The 19,756-nt window shown below is 75.8% G+C and carries 15 protein-coding genes; 10 read left to right on the top strand and 5 right to left on the bottom strand.

Annotated elements, in window-relative coordinates:
* Positions 1–162: 162 nt before the first annotated feature.
* From ABTY62_RS24130 to ABTY62_RS24120, 3 genes are all read left to right on the top strand, one after another.
* Positions 163–780, top strand: coding sequence for a class I SAM-dependent methyltransferase (locus ABTY62_RS24130; protein WP_352131510.1), 618 nt, complete (start codon positions 163–165; stop codon positions 778–780).
* Positions 781–875: 95 nt separating this feature from the next.
* Positions 876–1,412, top strand: coding sequence for a PadR family transcriptional regulator (locus ABTY62_RS24125; RefSeq protein ID WP_352131509.1), 537 nt, complete (start codon positions 876–878; stop codon positions 1,410–1,412).
* Positions 1,413–1,436: 24 nt separating this feature from the next.
* On the top strand, positions 1,437–2,159 hold the full coding sequence (locus ABTY62_RS24120) for a hypothetical protein (RefSeq protein WP_352131508.1): 723 nt from the start codon (positions 1,437–1,439) through the stop codon (positions 2,157–2,159).
* A 41-nt stretch (positions 2,160–2,200) separates the two neighbouring features.
* Here ABTY62_RS24120 and ABTY62_RS24115 read toward each other — a convergent pair whose 3' ends face one another.
* Together ABTY62_RS24115 and ABTY62_RS24110 are read right to left on the bottom strand one after the other, a co-directional pair.
* Complete coding sequence (locus tag ABTY62_RS24115; RefSeq protein ID WP_352131507.1) at positions 2,201–5,953, bottom strand: hypothetical protein; 3,753 nt, start codon at positions 5,951–5,953, stop codon at positions 2,201–2,203.
* A 266-nt stretch (positions 5,954–6,219) separates the two neighbouring features.
* Positions 6,220–6,405, bottom strand: a complete 186-nt coding sequence (locus tag ABTY62_RS24110; RefSeq protein ID WP_352131506.1) for a tail-anchor membrane protein — start codon at positions 6,403–6,405, stop codon at positions 6,220–6,222.
* A gap of 202 nt (positions 6,406–6,607) precedes the next feature.
* Between ABTY62_RS24110 and ABTY62_RS24105 the strand changes: the two genes are divergently transcribed.
* The 3 genes from ABTY62_RS24105 (at position 6,608) to ABTY62_RS24095 (ending at position 12,576) form a co-directional block, all read left to right on the top strand.
* Positions 6,608–9,610, top strand: a complete 3,003-nt coding sequence (locus ABTY62_RS24105) for an SCO1167/SCO6262 family helicase (protein ID WP_352131505.1) — start codon at positions 6,608–6,610, stop codon at positions 9,608–9,610.
* Positions 9,607–10,959, top strand: a complete 1,353-nt coding sequence (locus tag ABTY62_RS24100; RefSeq protein WP_352131504.1) for an SWIM zinc finger family protein — start codon at positions 9,607–9,609, stop codon at positions 10,957–10,959. Before ABTY62_RS24105 ends, ABTY62_RS24100 begins: the two co-directional genes overlap by 4 nt.
* A gap of 549 nt (positions 10,960–11,508) precedes the next feature.
* Positions 11,509–12,576, top strand: a complete 1,068-nt coding sequence (locus ABTY62_RS24095; RefSeq protein ID WP_352131503.1) for a pectinesterase family protein — start codon at positions 11,509–11,511, stop codon at positions 12,574–12,576.
* A gap of 133 nt (positions 12,577–12,709) precedes the next feature.
* Here ABTY62_RS24095 and xylA read toward each other — a convergent pair whose 3' ends face one another.
* Positions 12,710–13,882 carry a xylose isomerase gene (gene xylA, locus ABTY62_RS24090; RefSeq protein ID WP_352131502.1) on the bottom strand — a complete coding sequence of 391 codons (1,173 nt, stop codon included), beginning with the start codon at positions 13,880–13,882 and terminating at the stop codon, positions 12,710–12,712.
* A gap of 105 nt (positions 13,883–13,987) precedes the next feature.
* On the opposite strand from xylA, the gene xylB reads away from it, so the two are divergent.
* Both xylB and ABTY62_RS24080 read left to right on the top strand, forming a co-directional pair.
* Positions 13,988–15,451: a xylulokinase gene (gene xylB / locus ABTY62_RS24085; protein WP_352131501.1), complete on the top strand. Its 1,464-nt coding sequence runs from the start codon at positions 13,988–13,990 to the stop codon at positions 15,449–15,451.
* A gap of 78 nt (positions 15,452–15,529) precedes the next feature.
* Complete coding sequence (locus ABTY62_RS24080) at positions 15,530–16,762, top strand: ROK family protein (protein WP_352131500.1); 1,233 nt, start codon at positions 15,530–15,532, stop codon at positions 16,760–16,762.
* Positions 16,763–16,878: 116 nt separating this feature from the next.
* Here the strand turns inward: ABTY62_RS24080 and ABTY62_RS24075 are convergent, their stop codons facing one another.
* Complete coding sequence (locus tag ABTY62_RS24075) at positions 16,879–17,739, bottom strand: phosphatidylinositol-specific phospholipase C/glycerophosphodiester phosphodiesterase family protein (RefSeq protein ID WP_311728742.1); 861 nt, start codon at positions 17,737–17,739, stop codon at positions 16,879–16,881.
* Positions 17,740–17,996: 257 nt separating this feature from the next.
* On the opposite strand from ABTY62_RS24075, the gene ABTY62_RS24070 reads away from it, so the two are divergent.
* Positions 17,997–19,250 carry a phosphodiester glycosidase family protein gene (locus ABTY62_RS24070; RefSeq protein ID WP_352131499.1) on the top strand — a complete coding sequence of 418 codons (1,254 nt, stop codon included), beginning with the start codon at positions 17,997–17,999 and terminating at the stop codon, positions 19,248–19,250.
* 186 nt (positions 19,251–19,436) lie between these two features.
* On the top strand, positions 19,437–19,577 hold the full coding sequence (locus ABTY62_RS24065) for a hypothetical protein (protein ID WP_352131498.1): 141 nt from the start codon (positions 19,437–19,439) through the stop codon (positions 19,575–19,577).
* On the opposite strand, the gene ABTY62_RS24060 is transcribed toward ABTY62_RS24065, so the two are convergent.
* Complete coding sequence (locus tag ABTY62_RS24060; protein WP_352131497.1) at positions 19,558–19,752, bottom strand: hypothetical protein; 195 nt, start codon at positions 19,750–19,752, stop codon at positions 19,558–19,560. The two genes, ABTY62_RS24065 and ABTY62_RS24060, sit on opposite strands and share 20 nt — an antisense overlap.
* Between the last annotated feature and the right edge of the window lie 4 nt (positions 19,753–19,756).

Genomic DNA, 19,756 nt, shown 5'->3' with positions numbered 1-19,756 from the left:
GAGGGGGCGCATTCGGAAGATGCTGGAATTTGACAGGGACAGACGACAGAACGATCGGTCGATGCTCGAACGTGCACAATATTCGGGTTCTCGCTCAGGGTTTTCCCTCAGCTTCCTCATGATCTGTCCCGTCCGACGATCCGCGTCCGTCCGAGGAGCCGCATGAGCCGCCAGCACACCCCCGCCGACCACCTGGCCAAGGCCCGGGACTTCTTCACCCCGAGGGCCGCCGACTGGGACGCCCGCTTCCCCGACGACGGCCCCGCCTACGCCGCCGCCATCGCCGAGATCGGCCTGCGCGCCGGGGACGCGGTGCTCGACGCCGGCTGCGGTACCGGCCGCGCCCTGCCCGCGCTGCGCGCGGCCGTCGGCCCCGCCGGGACGGTCCTCGGCGCCGACGTCACACCCGCGATGCTGGCGGCCGCCGTGCGCGCCGGACGACACGGGGCCGCCGGGCTCGCCCTCGCCGACGTCACCAGGCTGCCGCTGCACGACGGCTGTCTGGACGCGGTGTTCGGCGCCGGGCTGATCTCCCACCTTCCCGAGCCCGAGGCCGGGCTGCGGGAGCTCGCGCGGGTGGTGCGCCCCCAGGGCAGGCTCGCGCTGTTCCACCCCGTGGGGCGGGCGGCCCTCGCGGCCCGGAAGGGCCGCCCGATCACCCCTGACGACCTGCGGGCCGAACCCAATCTGCGCCCGCTGCTGGCCCGTTCGGGCTGGGCGCTGACCTCGTACACGGACCGGGACACGCGCTTCCTGGCCCTCGCTGTCCGCCAGGGCTGAGCGGTGTGTCGGGGCTGAGTCGGCAGGCAGGCCCATACATCCATGACGATGTATTACCCGGTCGAGGTACAACGCCCGTGCGTCACAATGCGCACATGCTGGAACTCGCCATCCTGGGCTTTCTCTGCGACACGCCACTGCACGGCTATGAGCTGCGCAAGCGGATCGCCGCGCTCACCGGGCACGTCAAGCCGGTGGCCGAAAGCACGCTGTACCCGGCGATCAAGCGTCTGGAGAGGGCCGGGCTGCTGGCCCGCGAGACCCAGCCGGGCGCCGGGGCCGCGCCCCGGCATGTGCTGACCCTGACCACCGCGGGCCGCGCCGAACTCCGCCTGCGCCTCGCCCGGCCGGCGCACGCCGACATCACCGACGAGAGCCGCTGGTTCACGCTGCTCGCGTTTCTGCGGCACCTGGAGGACCCGGCGGCGCAGGCGGAGGTGCTGGAGCGCCGGCTGGAGTTTCTGCGGCAGCCCACGAGCTTCTTCTACGACGGCGGCCGACCGCTGCGCGCGGAGGAGGTCGAGGACCCCTTCCGGCGCGGCATCCTCACCATCGCCCGCGCCACCACCCAGGCGGAACAGTCCTGGCTGCGCCGCACTTTGGAGTCGCTGCGGGAGACCGGCGGCGCCTGACGGCGGCCCGACGACGCGCTGTATGTGCTGACCGCGGTCGTGCTGACGCCCGCGCGGTTCCCGAGCGTGTTGGGCGACGACTACCCCGAGGCCTGCGCCGCGCCCGGGCTGGAGCCGTACGAGCCCGGGTACAGCCTGGTGCTGGGCCAGGACGGCGACGGCGCCCGGTGGACGATCGCCGTCGACGACGGGTCGGTGGTCGCCTGCGCCATCGCCGCGTGGGACTGCGGGATGGAGTACGACCTGGCCATCGACGAGCGGACGGTCGTCGTCTCCCTCGCCGGCTGGCCCCTGGCAGTCGCCGTCCGCGCGCGGGGCGTCCCCGCGCCGCACGGCCCCGGCCCGATGGCCGAGGAGCCGGCCCGGCCCCCGCTCGCGCCGCCCAACACCGAGCGGTGGGGCCCGGCGCGGCGGCGGCTGGGGGCGGACGAGATCGCGCTTCAGTGGGCGCAGTGGCGTGAGCAGGTCGACAGCGACGTCGCGCTCGTCGCTCCCGGCGAGAAGCCGCACGGGGGCGTGCGACGTGCACTGGAAGAGGCGCGCGGATACCTGGACGCGCCCCCGCCGCTCGGCCGGGTCCGCTCCGCGTTCGCCTCCGGCGACGCGCGGACACTGTTGGCCGACGGGCCCGGCTGGTCCATCGTGGCCCGCACGGACGACATCGCGTTCGTGCTGCCGGTCGGCCGCGGTCCCGAGCTGCCCGGGCTGCTGACCGCGCTGGACGAAGTGGCCGGGCACCCCGGCTGAGCCGGGGTCGGGCCGCCGGGGGACGCCGCCGCCGGTCGTGGTCATCGGCGTCGGCACGGGTCGACGAGGAGCGCTGCCTCGGCCGTATCCGGGTCGGCGTGCCCGCACAGCGCGTCCAGTTCCGCCCACCACGGGTCCTGCCAGCCGTTCCTGGCACCCATGGCCTTCACCAGGACGAGGGCGGTCAGCCCGCCGGGGGCGTCGCCGCGCTCGCGCAACACGCCGACGACACTGCGCACCGCTGCCCGCACACGCTCGTCTTCATGGTCGAAGGCGAAGTGGTCGAAGAAGTGCAGGCGATCCGGCCGTTCCTCGACCAGCGACAGATAGCGCTCCCAGCGGCCGAGGCCGGGGTCGCCCCTGCTGAGCCCGGCACAGGCCAGGCTCAGCACAGCGCTGGTCGCCTGGCGGCGCAGCCCGGCGGCCAGGAGCGCATCCACCACCGCGTCGCCCTGCGCGAGTTCACCGGCCGGGAGTTCGCCCGCCGACTCTTGGACGAGTCGGCTGATGACAGCGGACCCGCAGCCCGCGAGCCGCCGCAGCGCGTCGGCGCGGCCCGCGCGTCCGCTCCCCTCACCGGCGCCGGTTTCGGCTCGTGTGCGGGCGACCAGCGTCTCGAACACGTCGCGCAGGGCGGCGCCCCCTTCGCCTCCGGGCAGCCGCCCGAGCGCGTCCACCGCGGCGCGCCACACCCTCGACGGCCGGTGCGTGGCGACAGCGGCGGCCGTCAGCGCGCCGACCCCGTCCTCGAACCCGCCGGCCGCCCCGACCGCCACGCAGTGCGGCAGCGCGGCGCAGGCGGCCCGGGCCGCCGCGTCGTCCCCGGTGCGGACCGCCCTGGCGAGGAAGGACGCGTACGCCGAGCGGGTACGGATGCCCGCCGCCTCCGGATCGCTCACGATCACGGCCTCGCGGACGGCCGACTCGTGCAGCTGCTCCGTCAGCCGGTCGGCCACGCCCGGCGCGTCGACGCGGGCGAGGAGCGAACGGGCGAGCACCACCCGCACGTCCCGGTGCTGCCCGGGCTCGTCCCAGGCTGCGAGCAGCGCCGCGAACGCAGTGTCACCGGGCAGCTCGGCCAGCGCGCGGGCGGCCTCCTTACGGCTGCCGACCGGCGCCGTCACCGAGCGCGCCACGGGTGCCAGCAGCGCGACCGCCCTCCGGTCGGGTACGCCGCCCAGCAGGCGCCGCACCCCCGCCATGGCAGCCCTCCCCCGCGCTCCCCCGGTTCCGGCGTGTCGGAGGAGGAAAGAGAGGACGTCGGGCGGCGTGTGAGGGGCGTCGGCGACCGGGCCATAGGCGTCGAGGGCGGGCGTGTCCCGATCGGCCGCCCGCGGTTCCGGAGTGTCGGGCCCGGCCCGTCCGGGCGTGTCCGAATCCGCTACCTCGGCGCCGCTCGCCTGGCCTCCTGTCCTGTCGCCACCGAGCATCCGTCCCGGTCCCGGCACGTCTCGCGTGGCGGAGTCGCGCGGGGTCCGGTCGGGCCCGGGGTCCGTGCGCGTCGGCGGCGTGGCGGCGATGTGCGCGTGGAGCGCCGCGCTCTCGCTCAGCGCGGTCAGCGCCGCCGCGGCCACGGGCTGCGGCGCGCCGGACGACAGGTCCACCAGGAGCGCCGCGTCGCGCACCAAGGCCGCCGCGTCCGCGCGGGCGCGCGGCGGAGCCTCGTCGTCGGCCGCCACCGCGGCGAGATGGGTGGCCAGCAGGTGGCGCGCCCGCGCGGTCCACCGGCCGGTGACCGAGCACGGCAGGCGCGGCACCCAGCAGTTGGCGGAGCGCCCCGACAGCTGACCGCGCAGCCCGTGGCGGGCGGCGCGCAGCACGTCCTCCAACAGGTCGGTGCGGCGGGTGGCGAGGGTGCGCAGCACCGGTTCCAGCGTGGCGAACGATACGTCGGCGGCGACCAGTTGGGCGCAGCGGCGCTCTCGCGTGGCGGGGGCAGCGAGCCACGCCACGGCCGCGCGCACGGCCGACCCGGGATCCTCGCCGTCGAGCGCGGTATGGCCCACGAGCGCGTCCAGCTCCGGCAGAGCGGGGAGATGGGGCGTGAGGAGTTCGGCGAGGGGCACGAGCCGGGAAGTGGGGAGGCGGCTCTCCGCCCGGCCCGCGTGTGCGGGGGGACCCGGCCGTCGGTCGGCGGCATCGCCGAGCGGGTCGGGGGCCGTTCCGGCCCAGATGGCCGCCGCCGCGCGGGGATCGAGCCTCAGCGGTGCCACCGGGCCGCGCCGGCGCGGATCGCCCGCGACCTGGCACAGCAGGCGGACCACGCGCGCCGCCCGTTCGGCGTCTCCCCGGGCCGCCGCGCTCTCCGTGGTGCGGCGCAGCCACCGTTCGGCGGCGGCGACCGTGGCTGACGTGGAGTCGCGGGAGTGGACGGTCGTCAGCGCCGCGTCGCGCAGCGCGCTCAGCGGTACCGCGGTCAGCATCCGGGGCGACGCGCCGGCGACCTGCCCCAACGCGGCGAGCCGTACCTCCTCGCGGTCGTGCCAGGCCCGCTCGCAGGCCGCCACGGTCCGCGCGAAGGCCGCGGGGTCGGCGTTGAGCTCGGCGCAGGCGATGAGCGTGCGCCAGGCGAGCGCGCGTTCGTACGGGCGGTGGCTCGCCGCCCCCTCGAGCAGGATCGGTTCGGCGTCGGCGAGCGGAACCACCGCGAGGAGCTGGTTGCGCAGCAGCGGCGAGCGGTCCGCCCGGGCGAGAACGGGGCGCATGAGATCCGCGCGGTCCGCCGGGTCGAGCGCGGCGAGGGCCTTGAGCCTGGTCCTCCGGCCGGGGCCGCGCGCGGGGAGCCGGGCTTCGACGACGCGGCGCCGCGCGGCGGCGGGGAGCATGGCGAGCAGGGGGTCGGGGGTGATGTCCAGCCGGTCGGCGCCGTGCCAGCGGAATCCGCCGAAGCTCGCCTCGGCCAGTACGGCCAGTTCCTCGGGGGTGAGGGCGCGCAGGGCCCGCAGCACGGACCGCGGCAGCGGCCCGGTGGGCGGACGGAGGGCAGGCGTCCGTTCCGACCCGCCGCGGTGGTCGGCGTCCGTGCGGTCCGCGGCGCGCCGGAGGATCGCCAGCACCTGCCGAGGTTTGCGCAGGAGCGCCACCGTGCCGCGGCCGTCGATGAGCGCGGGCGCTCGTTCGAGGAGCAGCAGCCCGGCGTCGGTGTCGCGTTCCGCGACGGCGGCGGCCAACAGGCGGTTACTGCGGGCGAGTCGGCGCCGGCCGTAGTCGTCGCGCGCCTGGTAGTCGGCCGCCAGCCGGGCGGCGACGGCCGCCGGAGCGGTGCGGGCGAGGGTGTGCAGGACGCCGATCGGCGGGTCGAGACGGGGCAGCCACTCGGCCGCCACGCCGGGTGAGCAGGCGGGGAGGAGCCGGGCCGCGTCGGCGGGGCCGTACGCGGCGTGCGCCCGCGGCAGCAGTCGGTCGGCGAGGCCGGTACGCCGCCCGACGCGCAGAACGCGGTATGTCTCGTGGCGTACGGAACGGATCTCGTCCAGGGCGAGTCGGGCCAGGGCCGCTTCGGGCACCGGCAGGCGGATGGCCGCGGACAGGGCGCGGCGGCGCAACAGTGGGTCGGCGAGCGCGGCGGCCACGGCGTCGAGGTCGCGGCGGGCGACGGCGAGGAACAGCGCGAGGTGCCGGTCGTCCGGCTCGGGAGAGGAGTCGAGGGCGGCGCGCAGGGTGGCGCAGGCGTCCGGGGATAGCGTGCGGGCATACCGCGCCAGGGCGCTCATCCGGGCGGGGAAGGGCAGCGGGTCGAAGTGCGCCCGGAGCCGGGAAGGGGTGGGCGGCTGAGGAGTTTCGTATGCGGCCATGGCGATCACCGTGAGATCGCGAGGCCGTCCTTTCCATGCGTCATGGCGAGCATGATCGCCCAGCACCGGCCGACCGCACAAGTGACTTACGGAACGGGGACGGGGTCCGGGTGACCCGCGATCGGTGTTGCGCGGTCACTCCAAGGCGCGTGTCACCCCGGGCCCCGAGCTCGGCCGGCGGGCCCGCTCCACCCCGCCGCGGCCCGCCGCTCCCTTCTCCCCGTTTCCATCCGGGAATTCGCCATCAGCGCGCGCGAAAGGGCCGGTCAGCGCCCCAGCTCCTTGCGCGACACACGGCGCAGCCTGCGCCGCTGGGAGGGGTCGAGCACCATATACGCCAGCGCGGGAACGCCGACGATCACCAGGACTGCCGCCCAGAACGGCAACAGCTGACACAGCAGGATCACTCCCACCGCCGCACCCCCCGCGACGGCCACAGCGCGCTTGGACATCTCCCTCTGCCTCCTTCGCGGCTCATGCCGCTTCACTTGTGTCAACGGACGTCGGCCGTGTCCGGTTCCTGAGTGCGAAGCATCCATCGGAGCGCGAAGGGCCCAGGTGAGACGGTTCACAACGGACGCCCGCCCCGGCGGGTCCCTCGTCGGGTACTCTCGACCGCTCCCGCTAGTCAAATTTGAGGAATGTGTCAGCTCCGTGACACCACGCACCGTGGCAACGCCCTCCGAGATCGCCGAACTCAGCCGCTGCACCACCGTCTTCCTCCCCGCCGACCCGGCACGCACCGGACGCGTCGCCTTCTGGCGGCCGGACGGCCCGGACCCCACCGGGCCGGGCACCCCCGAAGAGATCACCGTCGTGGTCCCGGCCGCCTCCGATGAGGTCGATCAGGCCGATGGTGCCGAAGGAGACCCGGGCGTCCGTACCCGCGCCGTACGGGCCCTCGTCCTGCCCCTCAGCGAGGCGCTTCCGGTGCTCACCCGCGCCCGCGCACGCGCCGCGCACACCGCTTCCCCACCCGCCGATCCCACGGCGGCCTTCTGGGGCGCCGCCGCGGTGCTCGCCCTCCAGCTCGCCGCGCGCGGACGGCTGCTGCCCGGGCTCACGGCCACCGACCACGACGCGTGGCGCGTCGGCCCGCTGGCCGAGCAGGATCTGCGGCGGGTGCGTGAGCTGACGGCGGCCATGCCTCCCGCCGCCCACGCCGTGCCGCTGCCCGGCACCGACCCGCTGCGTCTCCCGGAACCGGAGCGGCACGTCCGCGCGTTTCTCGACGCGGTCGCGGACGGGCTGCCGCGCTCGCCCGCGGCGGCCCTGGCCGCCGGCGGCCCGGCGTTCGCCGCGGCGAAGCCGCAGCGCCTGCCCGAGCAGCGGGCCTGGGCGGCGGACCTCGCCGCCGGGCACGACGCCGGTGTCCGACTGTCGCTGCGGATCGAACTGCTGGACGGCGACCTCGGCGGCGACAGCGACCACGGCCTCGTCCACGACCGAAGCCACGACGGGAGCCACGACAGAAGCCGCGACCGGGCCCCGTCCCCCGGCCCCCGCTTCCGTGCCGTCCTCCAACTCCACAGCCTGGCCGACCCGACCCTGGTGGCGGACGCCGCCGACGTATGGGCGGGCGCGTCGCCCGCCGCCGCGGCCCTCGGCCCCCGCGCCCGCATGGACGCGCTGCTGACGCTGCGCCGGGCCGCCCGCGCCTGGTCACCGCTCGCCCCGCTGCTGTCCGCCGCCGTACCCGAGGCGCTCGACCTCGCCGACGAGGACGTCGTCGAATTGCTCGGCCCGGCGGCCGCGGCGCTGGACGCCGCGGGGGTCCAGGTGCACTGGCCCAAGGAGCTGGCCCGGGGCCTGACCGCGCGTGCCGTCGTCGGCCCGCAGGGGCGCGCCGACGGCGAGGTCCCGGACACCGCCGGATCCGGGCTGCCCTCGTATCTGTCGGCCGACGCGCTGCTCCGCTTCAGCTGGCGGTTCGCCGTCGGCGACCGGGAACTCACCCGGACGGAGCTGGACCGGCTCGCCGAGGCCGCCCGTCCGGTGGTGCGGCTGCGTGACCGATGGGTCGTCATCGACCCGGAGGCGGTCCGCCGGGCCCACGGCCGCAAGGACCGTGACATCACCACCGCCGACGCGCTCGGCGCCGTCCTGACCGGCCGGGCCGAGGCCGACGGCGCCGGCGTCGAGGTGCGGGCAGCCGGCTGGCTGGCCACGCTGCGGGACCGCCTCGCCGACCCCGAGGGCCCGGCGCACGGGCCCGTCGCCCAGCCCGCGGGCCTGGCCGCCGCCCTGCGCGACTACCAGCTGCGCGGCCTGGGCTGGCTGAGCCGGATGACCTCGCTGGGCCTCGGGGGCACGCTCGCCGACGACATGGGCCTCGGCAAGACCATCACCCTGATCGCCCTTCACCTCCACCGCCAGGACGTCCCCGAGGCCGCCGGGCCCACCCTCGTGGTCGCGCCCGCCTCCTTGCTGGGGAACTGGCAGCGCGAGATCGAACGCTTCGCGCCCGGCACCCCGGTGCGCCGCTTCCACGGCGCCGCGCGCACCCTGGAGGACCTGGCGGACGGGGAGTTCGTCCTCACCACGTACGGGACGATGCGGCTCGACGCGCGGCGGCTGGCCGAGGCCGTGCCCGGCGGCTGGGGCCTGGTGGTGGCCGACGAGGCACAGCACGTCAAGAACCCGTACTCGGCGACCGCCAAGCAGCTGCGCGCCATCGGCGCCAAGGCCCGCGTCGCGCTCACCGGGACCCCGATCGAGAACAACCTCTCCGAGCTGTGGGCGATCCTCGACTGGACGACGCCCGGGCTGCTCGGCGGCCACGGGTGGTTCCGCGCCCACTACGCCCAGCCCGTCGAGAGCGGAAGCGACCCGGCCGCCGCCGAGCGCCTGGCGAAGCTCGTCCGCCCGTTCCTGCTCCGGCGCCGCAAGTCGGACCCGGGCATCGCGCCCGAGCTGCCACCGAAGACCGAGACGGACCGCGCCGTGGCGCTCACCAAGGAGCAGGCCGGGCTGTACGAGGCGGTGGTGCGCGAGATGCTCACCGAGATCTCCGGCACCGCCGGGCCGGCCCGGCGCGGGCTCATCGTCAAGCTCCTGACCGGCCTGAAGCAGATCTGCAACCACCCCGCGCAGTATCTGAAGGAGGACCAACCCGTCGTCCCCGGCCGGTCGGGAAAGCTGGAGCTGCTCGACGAACTGCTGGACACCATCCTCGCCGAGGGCGCGAGCGTGCTCGTCTTCACGCAGTACGTCCGGATGGCGCGGATCCTCGAGGAGCACCTGGCGGCGCGCGGCGTCGCCGCGCAGCTGCTGCACGGCGGCACGCCGGTGGCGCGCCGCGAGGAGCTCGTGGACCGCTTCCAGCAGGGCGAAGTGCCGGTGTTCCTGCTGTCGTTGAAGGCTGCGGGCACCGGCCTCAACCTCACCCGGGCCGAACATGTCGTGCACTACGACCGCTGGTGGAACCCGGCCGTGGAGGCGCAGGCCACCGACCGCGCGTACCGGATCGGGCAGACCCAGCCGGTGCAGGTGCACCGGCTGATCACCGAGGGCACGGTGGAGGACCGGATCGCCGCGATGCTCGAGCGCAAGCGGGAGCTGGCGGACGCGGTGCTCGGCGCGGGGGACGCGGCGCTGACCGAACTGACCGACGCCGAGCTGGCGGAGCTCGTGGAGCTGAGGGGGACCGAGCGATGACCGATACCGGGAACGTCCGGGAGGGGCACGACGAGCGCGAGCGCGTCTTCGAGGCCCTACCGCCCGCCCGCGGCCGCGGCTTCGCCCGCACCTGGTGGGGCCGGGCATGGCTCAAGGCGCTGGAGGACACGGCGCTCGACGGTGAACAGCTGGGGCGCGGGCGCAAGCACGCGCGCGAGGGGGCCGTCGGGGCGGTGTGCGTGCGGCCGGGCCGGATCACCGCGGTGGTACGGGACCGCGACCACACGCCCCACCGCTCCGATGTGCTGCTCCAGGAGTTCGGCGAGGCCGAGTGGGAGCGGCTGCTGGACGTGGTCGCCGACCGGGCCGGGCATATCGCCGCCCTGCTCGACCGGGACATGCCCCCGCAGCTCGTCGAGGACGCGGCGGCCGCGGGCGTCGAACTGCTCCCGGGCATCGGCGATCTGGAGCCGGAGTGCGGATGCGAGGCGTGGGACCACTGCCCCCACACCGCCGCGCTCTGCTACCAGGTCGCCCGGTTGCTGGACGAGGACCCCTTCGTACTGCTGCTGATGCGCGGCCGAGGGGAGCGCGAGCTCCTGGACGAGCTCCAGGTGCGCAGCGTGGCGCGCGCCGCCGGGCGCGCGCCGGGCGGCGCGGCCGAGGAGGGCACGGGCCGGGCCCCGGAGGGCATACCCGCGCGGGAGGCGTTCGCCGCGGCCGCCTCCCTGCCACCGCTGCCCGCGCCCCCGCCCGCCGTGGCCGAACCCGGCCGGCCGCCGGCGCTGAGCGGCGGCGGCGACCCGGCGCCCGGCCTGGACGTCGTCGCCCTGGAGTTCCTGGCGGCGGACGCCGCGGTGCGCGCGCGGCGGCTGCTGGCCGAGGCGCTGGCGCCGGGCCACGCCACGGCCCCGCCGCCGGGCGCGCTCACGCCCTGGCAGGACGCGGTGCGGTTGGCCGCCGCCGGGCCTCCGGCGGGTATCGCCGACCGCCTCGCCGCGGGCTGCCGCCGCGACCGCGGCGAGCTGGCGCGCGCCGTGCGCGCCTGGGGACACGGCGGACCGGCCGCGCTCACCGTGCTGGACGAGGAGTGGAGCCCGGCCGACGAGGCGCTGGCACGCGCCCGCGCCTCGCTCACCACCGCCTGGGAGGGAGAGCAGCGGGCGCCGCGGCTGCGGGCGGCGGGCAGCAACCGCTGGACGGTGGTCGGCGCGGACGCGCAGCTGCGTTACGGGCGGGACGGGCGCTGGTGGCCCTACCGCAAGGAGCGCGGCCGCTGGTGGCCCGCCGGGCCGGCGGACCACGACCCGGCGGCGGCGCTGGCGTCCCTCGAGGCGCCGTCTCCGCGCGGGGCCGGGATGGTGGGGGCGGCGGCGGGCGCGGGCTGACGGTGCCGCGCGGCCGGGGTGTCCGGCAGCGGGATCCTTTCCTCGGCCCTTCCGCCGGCGTCGATGTGCGGCTCCGCCGCGTGGCGGGGGCCACCCCTGGACCCTGGACCCCAGGGCCCGCGTACAGGGGCAGGGCCCGCGAAGGGGCGAGGCGGGGCCGCCGCGCCGACACACGACTCCGCCGCACGGTCGCGTGGCCGCCGCGCGGCCGCTACAGGCGTCAAGAACCGCCGGACTCCCCGGCACCGCGCCGTCCGCCAAGCGGTGCGCCCACCGGGCCTCAGCCGGCCGACCGGCACGACGCGGCGGATGGGGCCCACTTGGCGTGCGCACCGCCGGGGTGAACTGCGCGCTCCGTCGCCCGAGGGCTCCGCGAACCCCGGCGAGACCGGCTCCGAGCCGCGGCCGGGAACCACAACGGCAGCCAGCGGACATCGGACGAACCGGGCCGCGAGCGGCCCACCGCACCCCGGCAACCTTTCCGCCTCACGCGGCAACCGCAGAGCATCCGCATGTCCGGCACGTCTCCACGGGACGGAGTCACCCCCCATGTCCACAACGGACCGGCGCCCTAGGCGGCGCCTCACTGGACCGCTCGTCAGCGCTCCCCTCGCCCTGGTCACGGGCGCCGCGCTGATGGCAGCGGGCGCCCCGGCGGCGCACGCGAAGGCCGCGGCGACGATCGTCGTAGCGAAGGACGGCAGCGGCAACTACACCACCGTGCAGGCCGCGGTCGACGCGGTCCCGGCGAACAACCCCTCCGCCGTGACCATCTCCGTGAAGCCCGGCACGTACCGCGAGACCGTGAAGATCCCCAGCAACAAGCCGCACATCCGGCTGGTGGGCACCACCAGCAGCAAGAACGACGTGACCATCGTCTACAACAACGCCTCGGGCACCCCCAAGCCCGGCGGCGGCACATACGGCACCAGCGGCAGCGCGACCTTCGCCGTCGAGGCCGACGACTTCCAGGCCCGCAATCTCCAGTTCGTGAACGACTTCAACGAGGCGAACACCAGCATCACCGACAAGCAGGCGGTGGCGCTGCGCACCGCGGGCGACAAGATCGTCCTGGACAACATCGGGGCCCTGGGCGACCAGGACACCCTGCTGCTGGACTCCGCGAGCAAGGACAAGGTCGGCCGGGTGTACGTCAACAACGCCTGGATCCAGGGCAATGTCGACTTCATCTTCGGCCGCGCCTCAGCCGTCATCACCAAGTCGACGATACGGCTGGTCAAGCGGTACGACGGCAGCTCGGCCGGGTATGTGGCCGCGCCCTCGACCGCGGCCGGCAAGCACGGCTTCCTGATCATCAACAGCAACGTCACCGGCGATGTCAGCGACCGCAGCCACTACCTGGGCCGCCCCTGGCACGCGGGCGGCGACGCGAGCCTCGATCCGCAGACCGTCGTCCGCAACACCTCCCTGAGCGCCGCGGTCCGGACCACCCCGTGGACCGACATGAGCGGGTTCTCGTGGAAGGACGACCGCTTCGCCGAGTACAAGAACACCGGGGCGGGTTCCGGACCGGCGAGCACCGACCGGCCGCAGCTGAGCGACTCCCAGGCCGCGGACTACGAGATCGCGGACTGGCTGGGCGACTGGACGCCCTGACGGGCTCCGGCCCCACAGACCGGCCGCCGGTCCCGTCGGGGGGCTGGACCGGCGGCCGGACCTGCGCGCGACACGCGCGGGCAGGCAGCCAACCCGCCCGCGGCGCGCGCGGGCCGGCCGCCGGGCGGCGCGGTCAGCCGCGGGCGCGCAGGAGGTGGTCCATCGCCAGCTGGTCCAGGCGCTCGAAGGCCATGCCGCGCTCCGCCGCGGCGTCGACGTCGAACTCCTCGAAGGCCGTGCGGTCGGCGAGCAGACCGGCCACGGTCTCCCCCTCGCCCAGCGTCGGGCGGGCCAGTTCGTCCAGGCGCGAGGCGCGCAGCGCCTCCTGGACCTCCGGGTCGGCCCGGAAGGCCGCGGCGCGCTCCTTGAGGATGAGGTAGTTGCGCATGCACCCGGCTGCGGAGGCCCAGACGCCCGCGATGTCCTCGGTGCGCGGCGGCTTGAAGTCGAAGTGGCGCGGGCCCTGGTAGCCGGCCGTCTCCAGGAGGTCGACGAGCCAGAAGGCGGCCCGCAGGTCGCCCGCCCCGAAGCGCAGGTCCTGGTCGTACTTGATGCCGTTCTGGCCGTTGAGGTCGATGTGGAAGAGCTTGTCCGCCCACAGCGCCTGGGCGATGCCGTGCGGGAAGTTCAGCCCGGCCATCTGCTCGTGGCCGACCTCGGGGTTGACGCCGAACAGCTCGGGCCGCTCCAGCCGCTCGATGAAGGCGAGGGCGTGGCCGACGGTCGGCAGGAGGATGTCGCCGCGCGGCTCGTTGGGCTTGGGCTCGATGGCGAACCGCAGGTCGTAGCCCTGCTCGGTGACATAGTCCGCGAGCAGGTCGAAGGCCTCCTTCATCCGGTCGAGCGCGGCGCGCACGTCCTTGGCGCCGCCGGACTCCGCGCCCTCGCGCCCGCCCCAGGCCACATAGGTCTTGGCGCCCAGCTCGGCAGCGAGGTCGATGTTGCGGATGGTCTTGCGCAGCGCGTAGCGGCGCACGTCGCGGTCGTTGGCGGTGAACGCGCCGTCCTTGAAGACCGGGTGGGTGAAGAGGTTGGTGGTGGCCATGGGCACGGTCATGCCGGTGGCGTCCAGGGCCTGCCGGAAGCGCTTGATGTGCGACTCGCGCTCGGTCGCGGAGGCGCCGAAGGGGATCAGGTCGTCGTCGTGGAACGTTACGCCGTACGCGCCGAGCTCGGCGAGCCGGGTCACGGACTCGACGGGGTCGAGCGCCGGGCGGGTGGCGTCCCCGAAGGGGTCCCGGCCCTGCCAGCCGACCGTCCACAGACCGAAGGTGAACTTGTCCTCGGGGGTGGGGTTGTAACTCATCGCGGCTCCCTCGCCTATTTCGTCATGGCACTTTACAAATTAGTATGCGCGAGTGCCCCGGGGGAAGCCCCGCTCGGGGACAGGGACGTGAAGGAGGAGAGCGCGATGGCAGCAGCAGCCGTGCCCGTGCCGGAGGGACCGCTGGTCGTCGGCGTGGACAGCTCCACGCAGTCCACCAAGGCGCTGGTCGTCGACGCCGCGACCGGCCAGGTCGTCGCGCGCGGCCAGGCGCCGCACACCGTCGGCGGCGGGGCGGGGGGTGACGGCAAGGAGAGCGACCCGGAGCAGTGGTGGCGGGCGCTGGCCGAGGCGCTCGGCCAGTGCGGGGCGCACGCCCGGCAGGCGGCCGCCATCTCGGTCGGCGGCCAGCAGCACGGCCTGGTCACGCTGGACGCGGCGGGCCGCCCGGTGCGTCCGGCGCTGCTGTGGAACGACGTGCGCTCGGCCCCGCAGCGCGACCGTCTGGTCGAGGAGCTGGGCGGGCCGAAGGTGTGGGCGGAGCGGATCGGCAGCGTGCCCGCGCCCGCCTTCACCGTCACCAAGTGGGCCTGGCTGAAGGAGACCGAGCCCGAGGCCGCGCGGGCCACCGCCGCCGTGCGGCTCCCCCACGACTACCTCACCGAACGGCTGACCGGCCAGGGCACGACCGACCGCGGCGACGCCTCCGGCACCGGCTGGTGGGCGTCGGCGACCGAGTCGTACGACGGGGAGATCCTGGAGCGCGTCGGCCTCTCCCCCGAGCTGCTGCCGCGCGTGCTGCGGCACGGCGAGGCGGCCGGGACCGTACGGCACCTCCCCGGCCTGCCGCTGCCCGCCGGCGCCCTGGTGGCCACCGGCACGGGCGACAACATGGCGGCGGCCCTGGGCCTCGGGCTGCGGCCCGGGCAGCCGGTGCTGAGCCTGGGCACCTCCGGCACCGTCTACGCCGTCTCGGGGCGCCGGCCCACCGACCCCACCGGGGTGGTCGCGGGGTTCGCGGACGCGCGCGACGCCTGGCTGCCGCTGGCCTGCACGCTCAACTGCACGCTGGCCGTGGACCGGATCGCCGCTCTGCTCGGCCGCGACCGCGAGGCGGTGGAGCAGGGCGGCTCGGCCGTGCTGCTGCCGTTCCTCGACGGCGAGCGCACCCCCGACCTGCCGCTGGCCTCCGGGCTGCTGTACGGGCTGCGCCATGACACGACGCCGGGGCAGGTGCTCCAGGCGGCCTACGACGGGGCCGTGTTCGCCCTGCTCACCGCGCTCGACGAGGTCCTGGACGCGGACGCCGCGCCGGACGCTCCGCTGCTGCTCATCGGTGGCGGCGCCAAGGGCGCGGCGTGGCGCGAGACCGTACGCCGCCTCAGCGGCCGGCCCGTCCAGGTGCCCCGGGCCGAGGAACTGGTCGCGCTCGGCGCCGCCGCGCAGGCCGCGGGCCTGCTGCTGGGCGAGGACCCGGCGGCGGTGGCCCGGCGCTGGAAGACGGCGGACGGGCCGTCGTGGGAGGCGGTGGAGCGCGACGAGGCCGCGCTGGAGCGCCTGGGCGGGGTCCTGTCCGATGCCGACGCGCTGCTGCGCAGGGCCACACCGTAGGGTCGGGGCCGGGCCACGGAGGTACCGCGCGGGGTCCAGGACCGCCAGGACCAGCAGGAACGAGGGGAGAACGGTCAGGTGGCAGCGCCACTGCCCAACACTCAGCAGGCGATACGCAGACGCAATCTCTCCCTCGTCCTGCACGCCGTGGCCGCGCACGGCCCGCTGTCCCGGGCCGCCGTCGCGGCCCGGATCGGGCTGACCCGGGCCGCCGTCTCGACCCTGGTGGAGGAGCTGGCCCGGGACGGGCTGCTGGTGGAGCTCGGACCGTCCCGGCCGGGCACGGTCGGCCGCCCCGGCAGCGCGCTACAGCTCAACGAGCGCGGGCCGGCCGGGCTCGGCGCGGAGATAGGCGTGGACCACCTGGCGGTGTACGCGATGGACCTCGGCAGGCGGGTACGGGCCCGGGCCCAGGTCGAGTCGGCGAACCGGGGCCGCGCGCCGGGCCCCGTGCTCGAGCGGCTCGCCGAGCTCGTACGGCGTGTCGCGGCGGAGGCGGAGGGCGAGGGGCTGCGGCCGGTGGGGCTCGCGGTGGCGGTGCCGGGCCTGGTGGCGCGCGAGTCCTGTGTCGTGGTGCGCGCCCCGAACCTCGGCTGGTCGGGCGTGGACGTGGGCGCCGCGCTGCGGGAGGCCCTGCCGGGCGGCGCCCTGACCGTCGACAACGAGGCCAACCTGGGCGCGCTCGCGGAGCTGTGGCTCGGCGGCCACGACCCCGCCCCGCGTGACTTCGTGCATGTCTCGGCCGAGATCGGCATCGGCGCCGCCGTCGTGATCGACGGGCGGCTGCTGCGCGGGACACACGGTTTCGCGGGCGAGCTGGGGCATGTGCCGGTGCGGCCCGAGGGGCCGGAGTGCGCGTGTGGCGGGCGCGGCTGTCTGGAGCAGTACGCGGGCGAGGAGGCGGTGCTGCGGGCCGGGGGCCTGAGCGCGGAGCAGGCCGCCGCCGAACACCGGGCCCCGGGTGGCCGGATCGCCCTGCTGGCCCGGCACGCGGCGGACGGCGACCCGCGCGTGCGCAGCGCGCTGCGCGGGGCGGGCGCGGCGCTCGGCATCGCCCTGGCGGGCACGGTGAATCTGCTGGACCCGCAGAAGGTGGTGCTCGGCGGGGCGCTCACCCCGCTGGCGCCCTGGCTGCTGCCCGCCCTGGAGCGGGAGCTGGCGCGGCGGCTCACGGATCCGGCCCGGCCGGGCCAGGGCGTGGTGACCGTCTCCCGGCTGGGCTCCGACGGGCCGGTGCTGGGCGCGGCGGGCTCGGTGGTGCAGGCGGTCCTGGACGACCCGGCGGCGTTCAGGGAGCAGCGCGGCGCGTAGGTCTCGCGGGGCTCGGCGTGCGGGGCGTCGCCCGACTGGCCCACACGCGCCTCACGGGGAGGCGCGTGTGTTGATCATACGATCTGCCAGTGACAGCCGTGAGCCCGCGACGCGGGTCAGTGAGCGCCGCGCAGGAAGTCCTCCAGGCCCGCCAGGTCGTCGGTGTTGATGTAGTCGACGTCGGCGGCGAGGAGTTCGCGCCACAGCGCCTCGCGCTCCGGCCCCGCCACATCGGGGGTGGCCCAGAAGCGGACGCGCTGGCCGTTCGCATGCGCCGAACCCACGATCTGACGCAGCTTCTCCCGCTCGGCCGGCGGCATCTCGCCGGAGCCCAGCCAGCCGAAGCTCTGCGTCCAGTTGCTGCTGATCAGCGGGATGAAGGAGGCGGGCACGCCGGTGCCCTGGTCCTCGAGACGCCCGTCGTAGAAGGCGTGGCGCACCCGTTCGGCCTCCATGGGGGCCCGCGCGCCGCGGTCGCCCGAGATCACGGCGGTCACCGCGGAGCGGCGCACCCGGCCGCCGACGCCGCCGTGGGCGCTGCTCAGGATCGAGTGGTAGGGGCGCAGGCGCTTGGCGAGTTCCAGGTAGGTGGGCTCGCCCGCGGTCTTGATGTCGATGAGCAGTTGCAGCGTCAGGTCGTGGCCGCGGTAGACGCGTCCGCCGTTCTGCTTGACGCGTCGCGCCAGCGGGTCGAGGTAGAGCGCCTCCAGGGTGCGGGTGGGGTCGAGGTCCGCCGCGTCGTGGGCGACCAGCAACTGCCCGTCCACCAGCCAGATGTCGGCCTCCACGCTCCCGAAGCCGTGCGAGAGCGCGTCGAGCAGCGGGCGTGGGTGCTCGTAGTCGTTGTGCGCGTGGGCTCTGGCCAGCGGCGGCTTGCCCCTGCCGGATCCCGAACTCGCGTATGCGGGGGCGGCTATCCCGCCCGCGACGGCTGCTCCGAGGGTGACGACAAAGGCACGGCGGGTGCGGCGGACCATGGGGGCCTCCCGGCTCTTGCCCCGGCGCGGGGCCGGGGTTGCTCGACGGACGCCAGTGAGTATCGGGGCGGCGTGGGCCGCTTGGGCAGGGGCGTGCGAAGAGTTCCTCCGGTGGTCTCCGGCCATTTCCGCGCCGTTCCCGTCAAAAGCGCGGCTCGCGCCGAAGCGGTGCCCGGGACCGGGCGGTTGACGGGAGGTGCGCGATGGCGGTGAGGAGTCGCTCAAGGTCCGGGCGGGTGCGCAGGCGGTCCGGGCGCATGCGTGCGGCGGTGGCGGTGGCCCTCGCGTGGGGCGTGCTGGCCGGTGCCGGCCGGGCCGGGGCGGGTCCCGCGCCCACGGCCCGCGCCGTGCCGCGCTTCCTGGAGCGCTCCACACCGGCGCCGGGCGTGGAGTACCGCGAGTTCACGCTGGCCACCTCGCACGGCACGGCGCTGGGCCATCTGCTCACCGTCGACCTGCGGGAGCCGGGGGTGTCGCTGGGACTGCTCCACCCCGACGCGGTCGCCTCGCGCTCCCGGGTCTCGGACATGGCCGCCGAGCGCGCCGCGGTGGCCGCCGTGAACGGCGACTTCTTCCACATCACCGAGACCCAGCACCCCGGTGTGGAGGCGACGGGCGCCGCGGTGGGCCCGGAGGTCTCGGCCGGGCAGCTGCTCAAGTCGGCGGTGCCCCAGGGCCAGCGCTTCGGCCCGGCGCCGCCGCCGGGCACCTCGACGGAGGACGTGGTCGGCGTCGGCACCGACCGGATCGCCCGCGTGGGCCGGCTGACGCTGCGCGGCACGGTGACGGCGGAGGGGCGGGGCACCCGGCCGCTGCGCGGGCTGAACCAGTACGCGGTGGCGGTGGACGGCATCGGGGCGTACACCTCCGGCTGGGGCGGCGCGTCCCGGGTGCGGGCCGCCTGCGGCGTGGACACCTCCCGGTCGGCGCCGTGCAGCGCGGAGACCTATGAGGTGACGGTCCGTGCGGGCCTGGTCGCCCGGCGGGCGGTCACGCCCGGCAAGGGGCCCATCCCGGAGGATTCGTTCGTGCTGGTGGGGCGGGAGGCGGGGGCGCGGGCGCTGCGCGAGTTGCGGGTGGGCGAACCGGTGCGCTTCGAGTACGGGCTGCGGGAGACCCACCGCCCGCCGTTCGCCTTCGCGCTCGGCGGCTTCCCGATCGTGCGCGACCGGCACAGGCTCGACGGGCTCGACCCGCTCACCGGGGCGGTGCGCACCGCGGCGGGCATCGGCGAGGGCGGGCGTCTGCTGTATCTGCTGGTGCTGGACGGCGAGATGACCTACCGCGCCGGGCTGACCCTCAGCGAGCTCGCGGATGTGATGCTCGCCCTCGGCGCCGACGATGTGTTCAACCTCGACGGGGGCGGCTCCTCCACGCTCGTGGTGCGGGACGCGGACAGCGGGCGGGCGACCGTACGCAACCACCCCTCGGGCGGCACCGAGCGGCCGGTCCCCAACGGGATCGGGGTGTTCAGCCGCCCCGCCCCCGAGACTTCCACCGACCGCCCCTGAGACGACCGGACCGGTGCGATCCGGGTGGTTCGCGGGGAAGGCGGTCGATACGGTGAGCCGCGTGGTGCGGCCGCTTCTGACCTCGGCTCAGCGTACGAGCTCGGCGGGCCCGCTGAGCGAGGCGGCGGCCCGGCGCGGAATGGACGACGTCGGGCTGGTGCGGGACTCGGACACGGGGCGCGAGCGGTGGGCGGCGCCGCCGAGGCCGACGCCGTGCTGGACGTCGTGCTGCGCGCCGCCGGGCCGCGGGCCCTGGTCGCCCCCGCCGACCGGGGGTTTCTGCGTCCTGCGGCCGGGGCCCCGGCGGTCAGGGCCGCACGCTGCTGACCACGTCCGCGGTCGCCGCCAGCCCCTCGGAGATGGTGGGCGCGATGCTGCTGCTGGCCAGGTAGAAGCCCAGGGTGATGCAGACCAGCGCATGCGAGACACGCAGCCCTCCGCTCCGCAGGAAGACCACCGCCAGGATCAGCAGCAGTAGGACCACGGAGATCGAAATGGCCATGGCG

The sequence above is a fragment of the Streptomyces sp. NPDC097640 genome (assembly GCF_040302705.1).
GTDB lineage: Bacteria > Actinomycetota > Actinomycetes > Streptomycetales > Streptomycetaceae > Streptomyces.
The sequence above is the reverse complement of the archived record's forward strand: the minus strand, read 5'-3'. Positions and strand labels throughout refer to the sequence as shown.

Bases quoted from the DNA above. Each gene is read 5' to 3' on its own strand.
- ABTY62_RS24075 (WP_311728742.1), bottom strand. From the start codon at position 17,739: ATGGTCCGCCGCACCCGCCGTGCCTTTGTCGTCACCCTCGGAGCAGCC.
- ABTY62_RS24100 (WP_352131504.1), top strand. From the start codon at position 9,607: ATGACCGATACCGGGAACGTCCGGGAGGGGCACGACGAGCGCGAGCGC.
- xylB (WP_352131501.1), top strand. From the start codon at position 13,988: ATGGCAGCAGCAGCCGTGCCCGTGCCGGAGGGACCGCTGGTCGTCGGC.
- xylA (WP_352131502.1), bottom strand. From the start codon at position 13,882: ATGAGTTACAACCCCACCCCCGAGGACAAGTTCACCTTCGGTCTGTGG.
- ABTY62_RS24110 (WP_352131506.1), bottom strand. From the start codon at position 6,405: ATGTCCAAGCGCGCTGTGGCCGTCGCGGGGGGTGCGGCGGTGGGAGTG.
- ABTY62_RS24095 (WP_352131503.1), top strand. From the start codon at position 11,509: ATGTCCACAACGGACCGGCGCCCTAGGCGGCGCCTCACTGGACCGCTC.
- ABTY62_RS24060 (WP_352131497.1), bottom strand. From the start codon at position 19,752: ATGGCCATTTCGATCTCCGTGGTCCTACTGCTGCTGATCCTGGCGGTG.
- ABTY62_RS24125 (WP_352131509.1), top strand. From the start codon at position 876: ATGCTGGAACTCGCCATCCTGGGCTTTCTCTGCGACACGCCACTGCAC.
- ABTY62_RS24115 (WP_352131507.1), bottom strand. From the start codon at position 5,953: ATGGCCGCATACGAAACTCCTCAGCCGCCCACCCCTTCCCGGCTCCGG.
- ABTY62_RS24130 (WP_352131510.1), top strand. From the start codon at position 163: ATGAGCCGCCAGCACACCCCCGCCGACCACCTGGCCAAGGCCCGGGAC.
- ABTY62_RS24070 (WP_352131499.1), top strand. From the start codon at position 17,997: ATGCGTGCGGCGGTGGCGGTGGCCCTCGCGTGGGGCGTGCTGGCCGGT.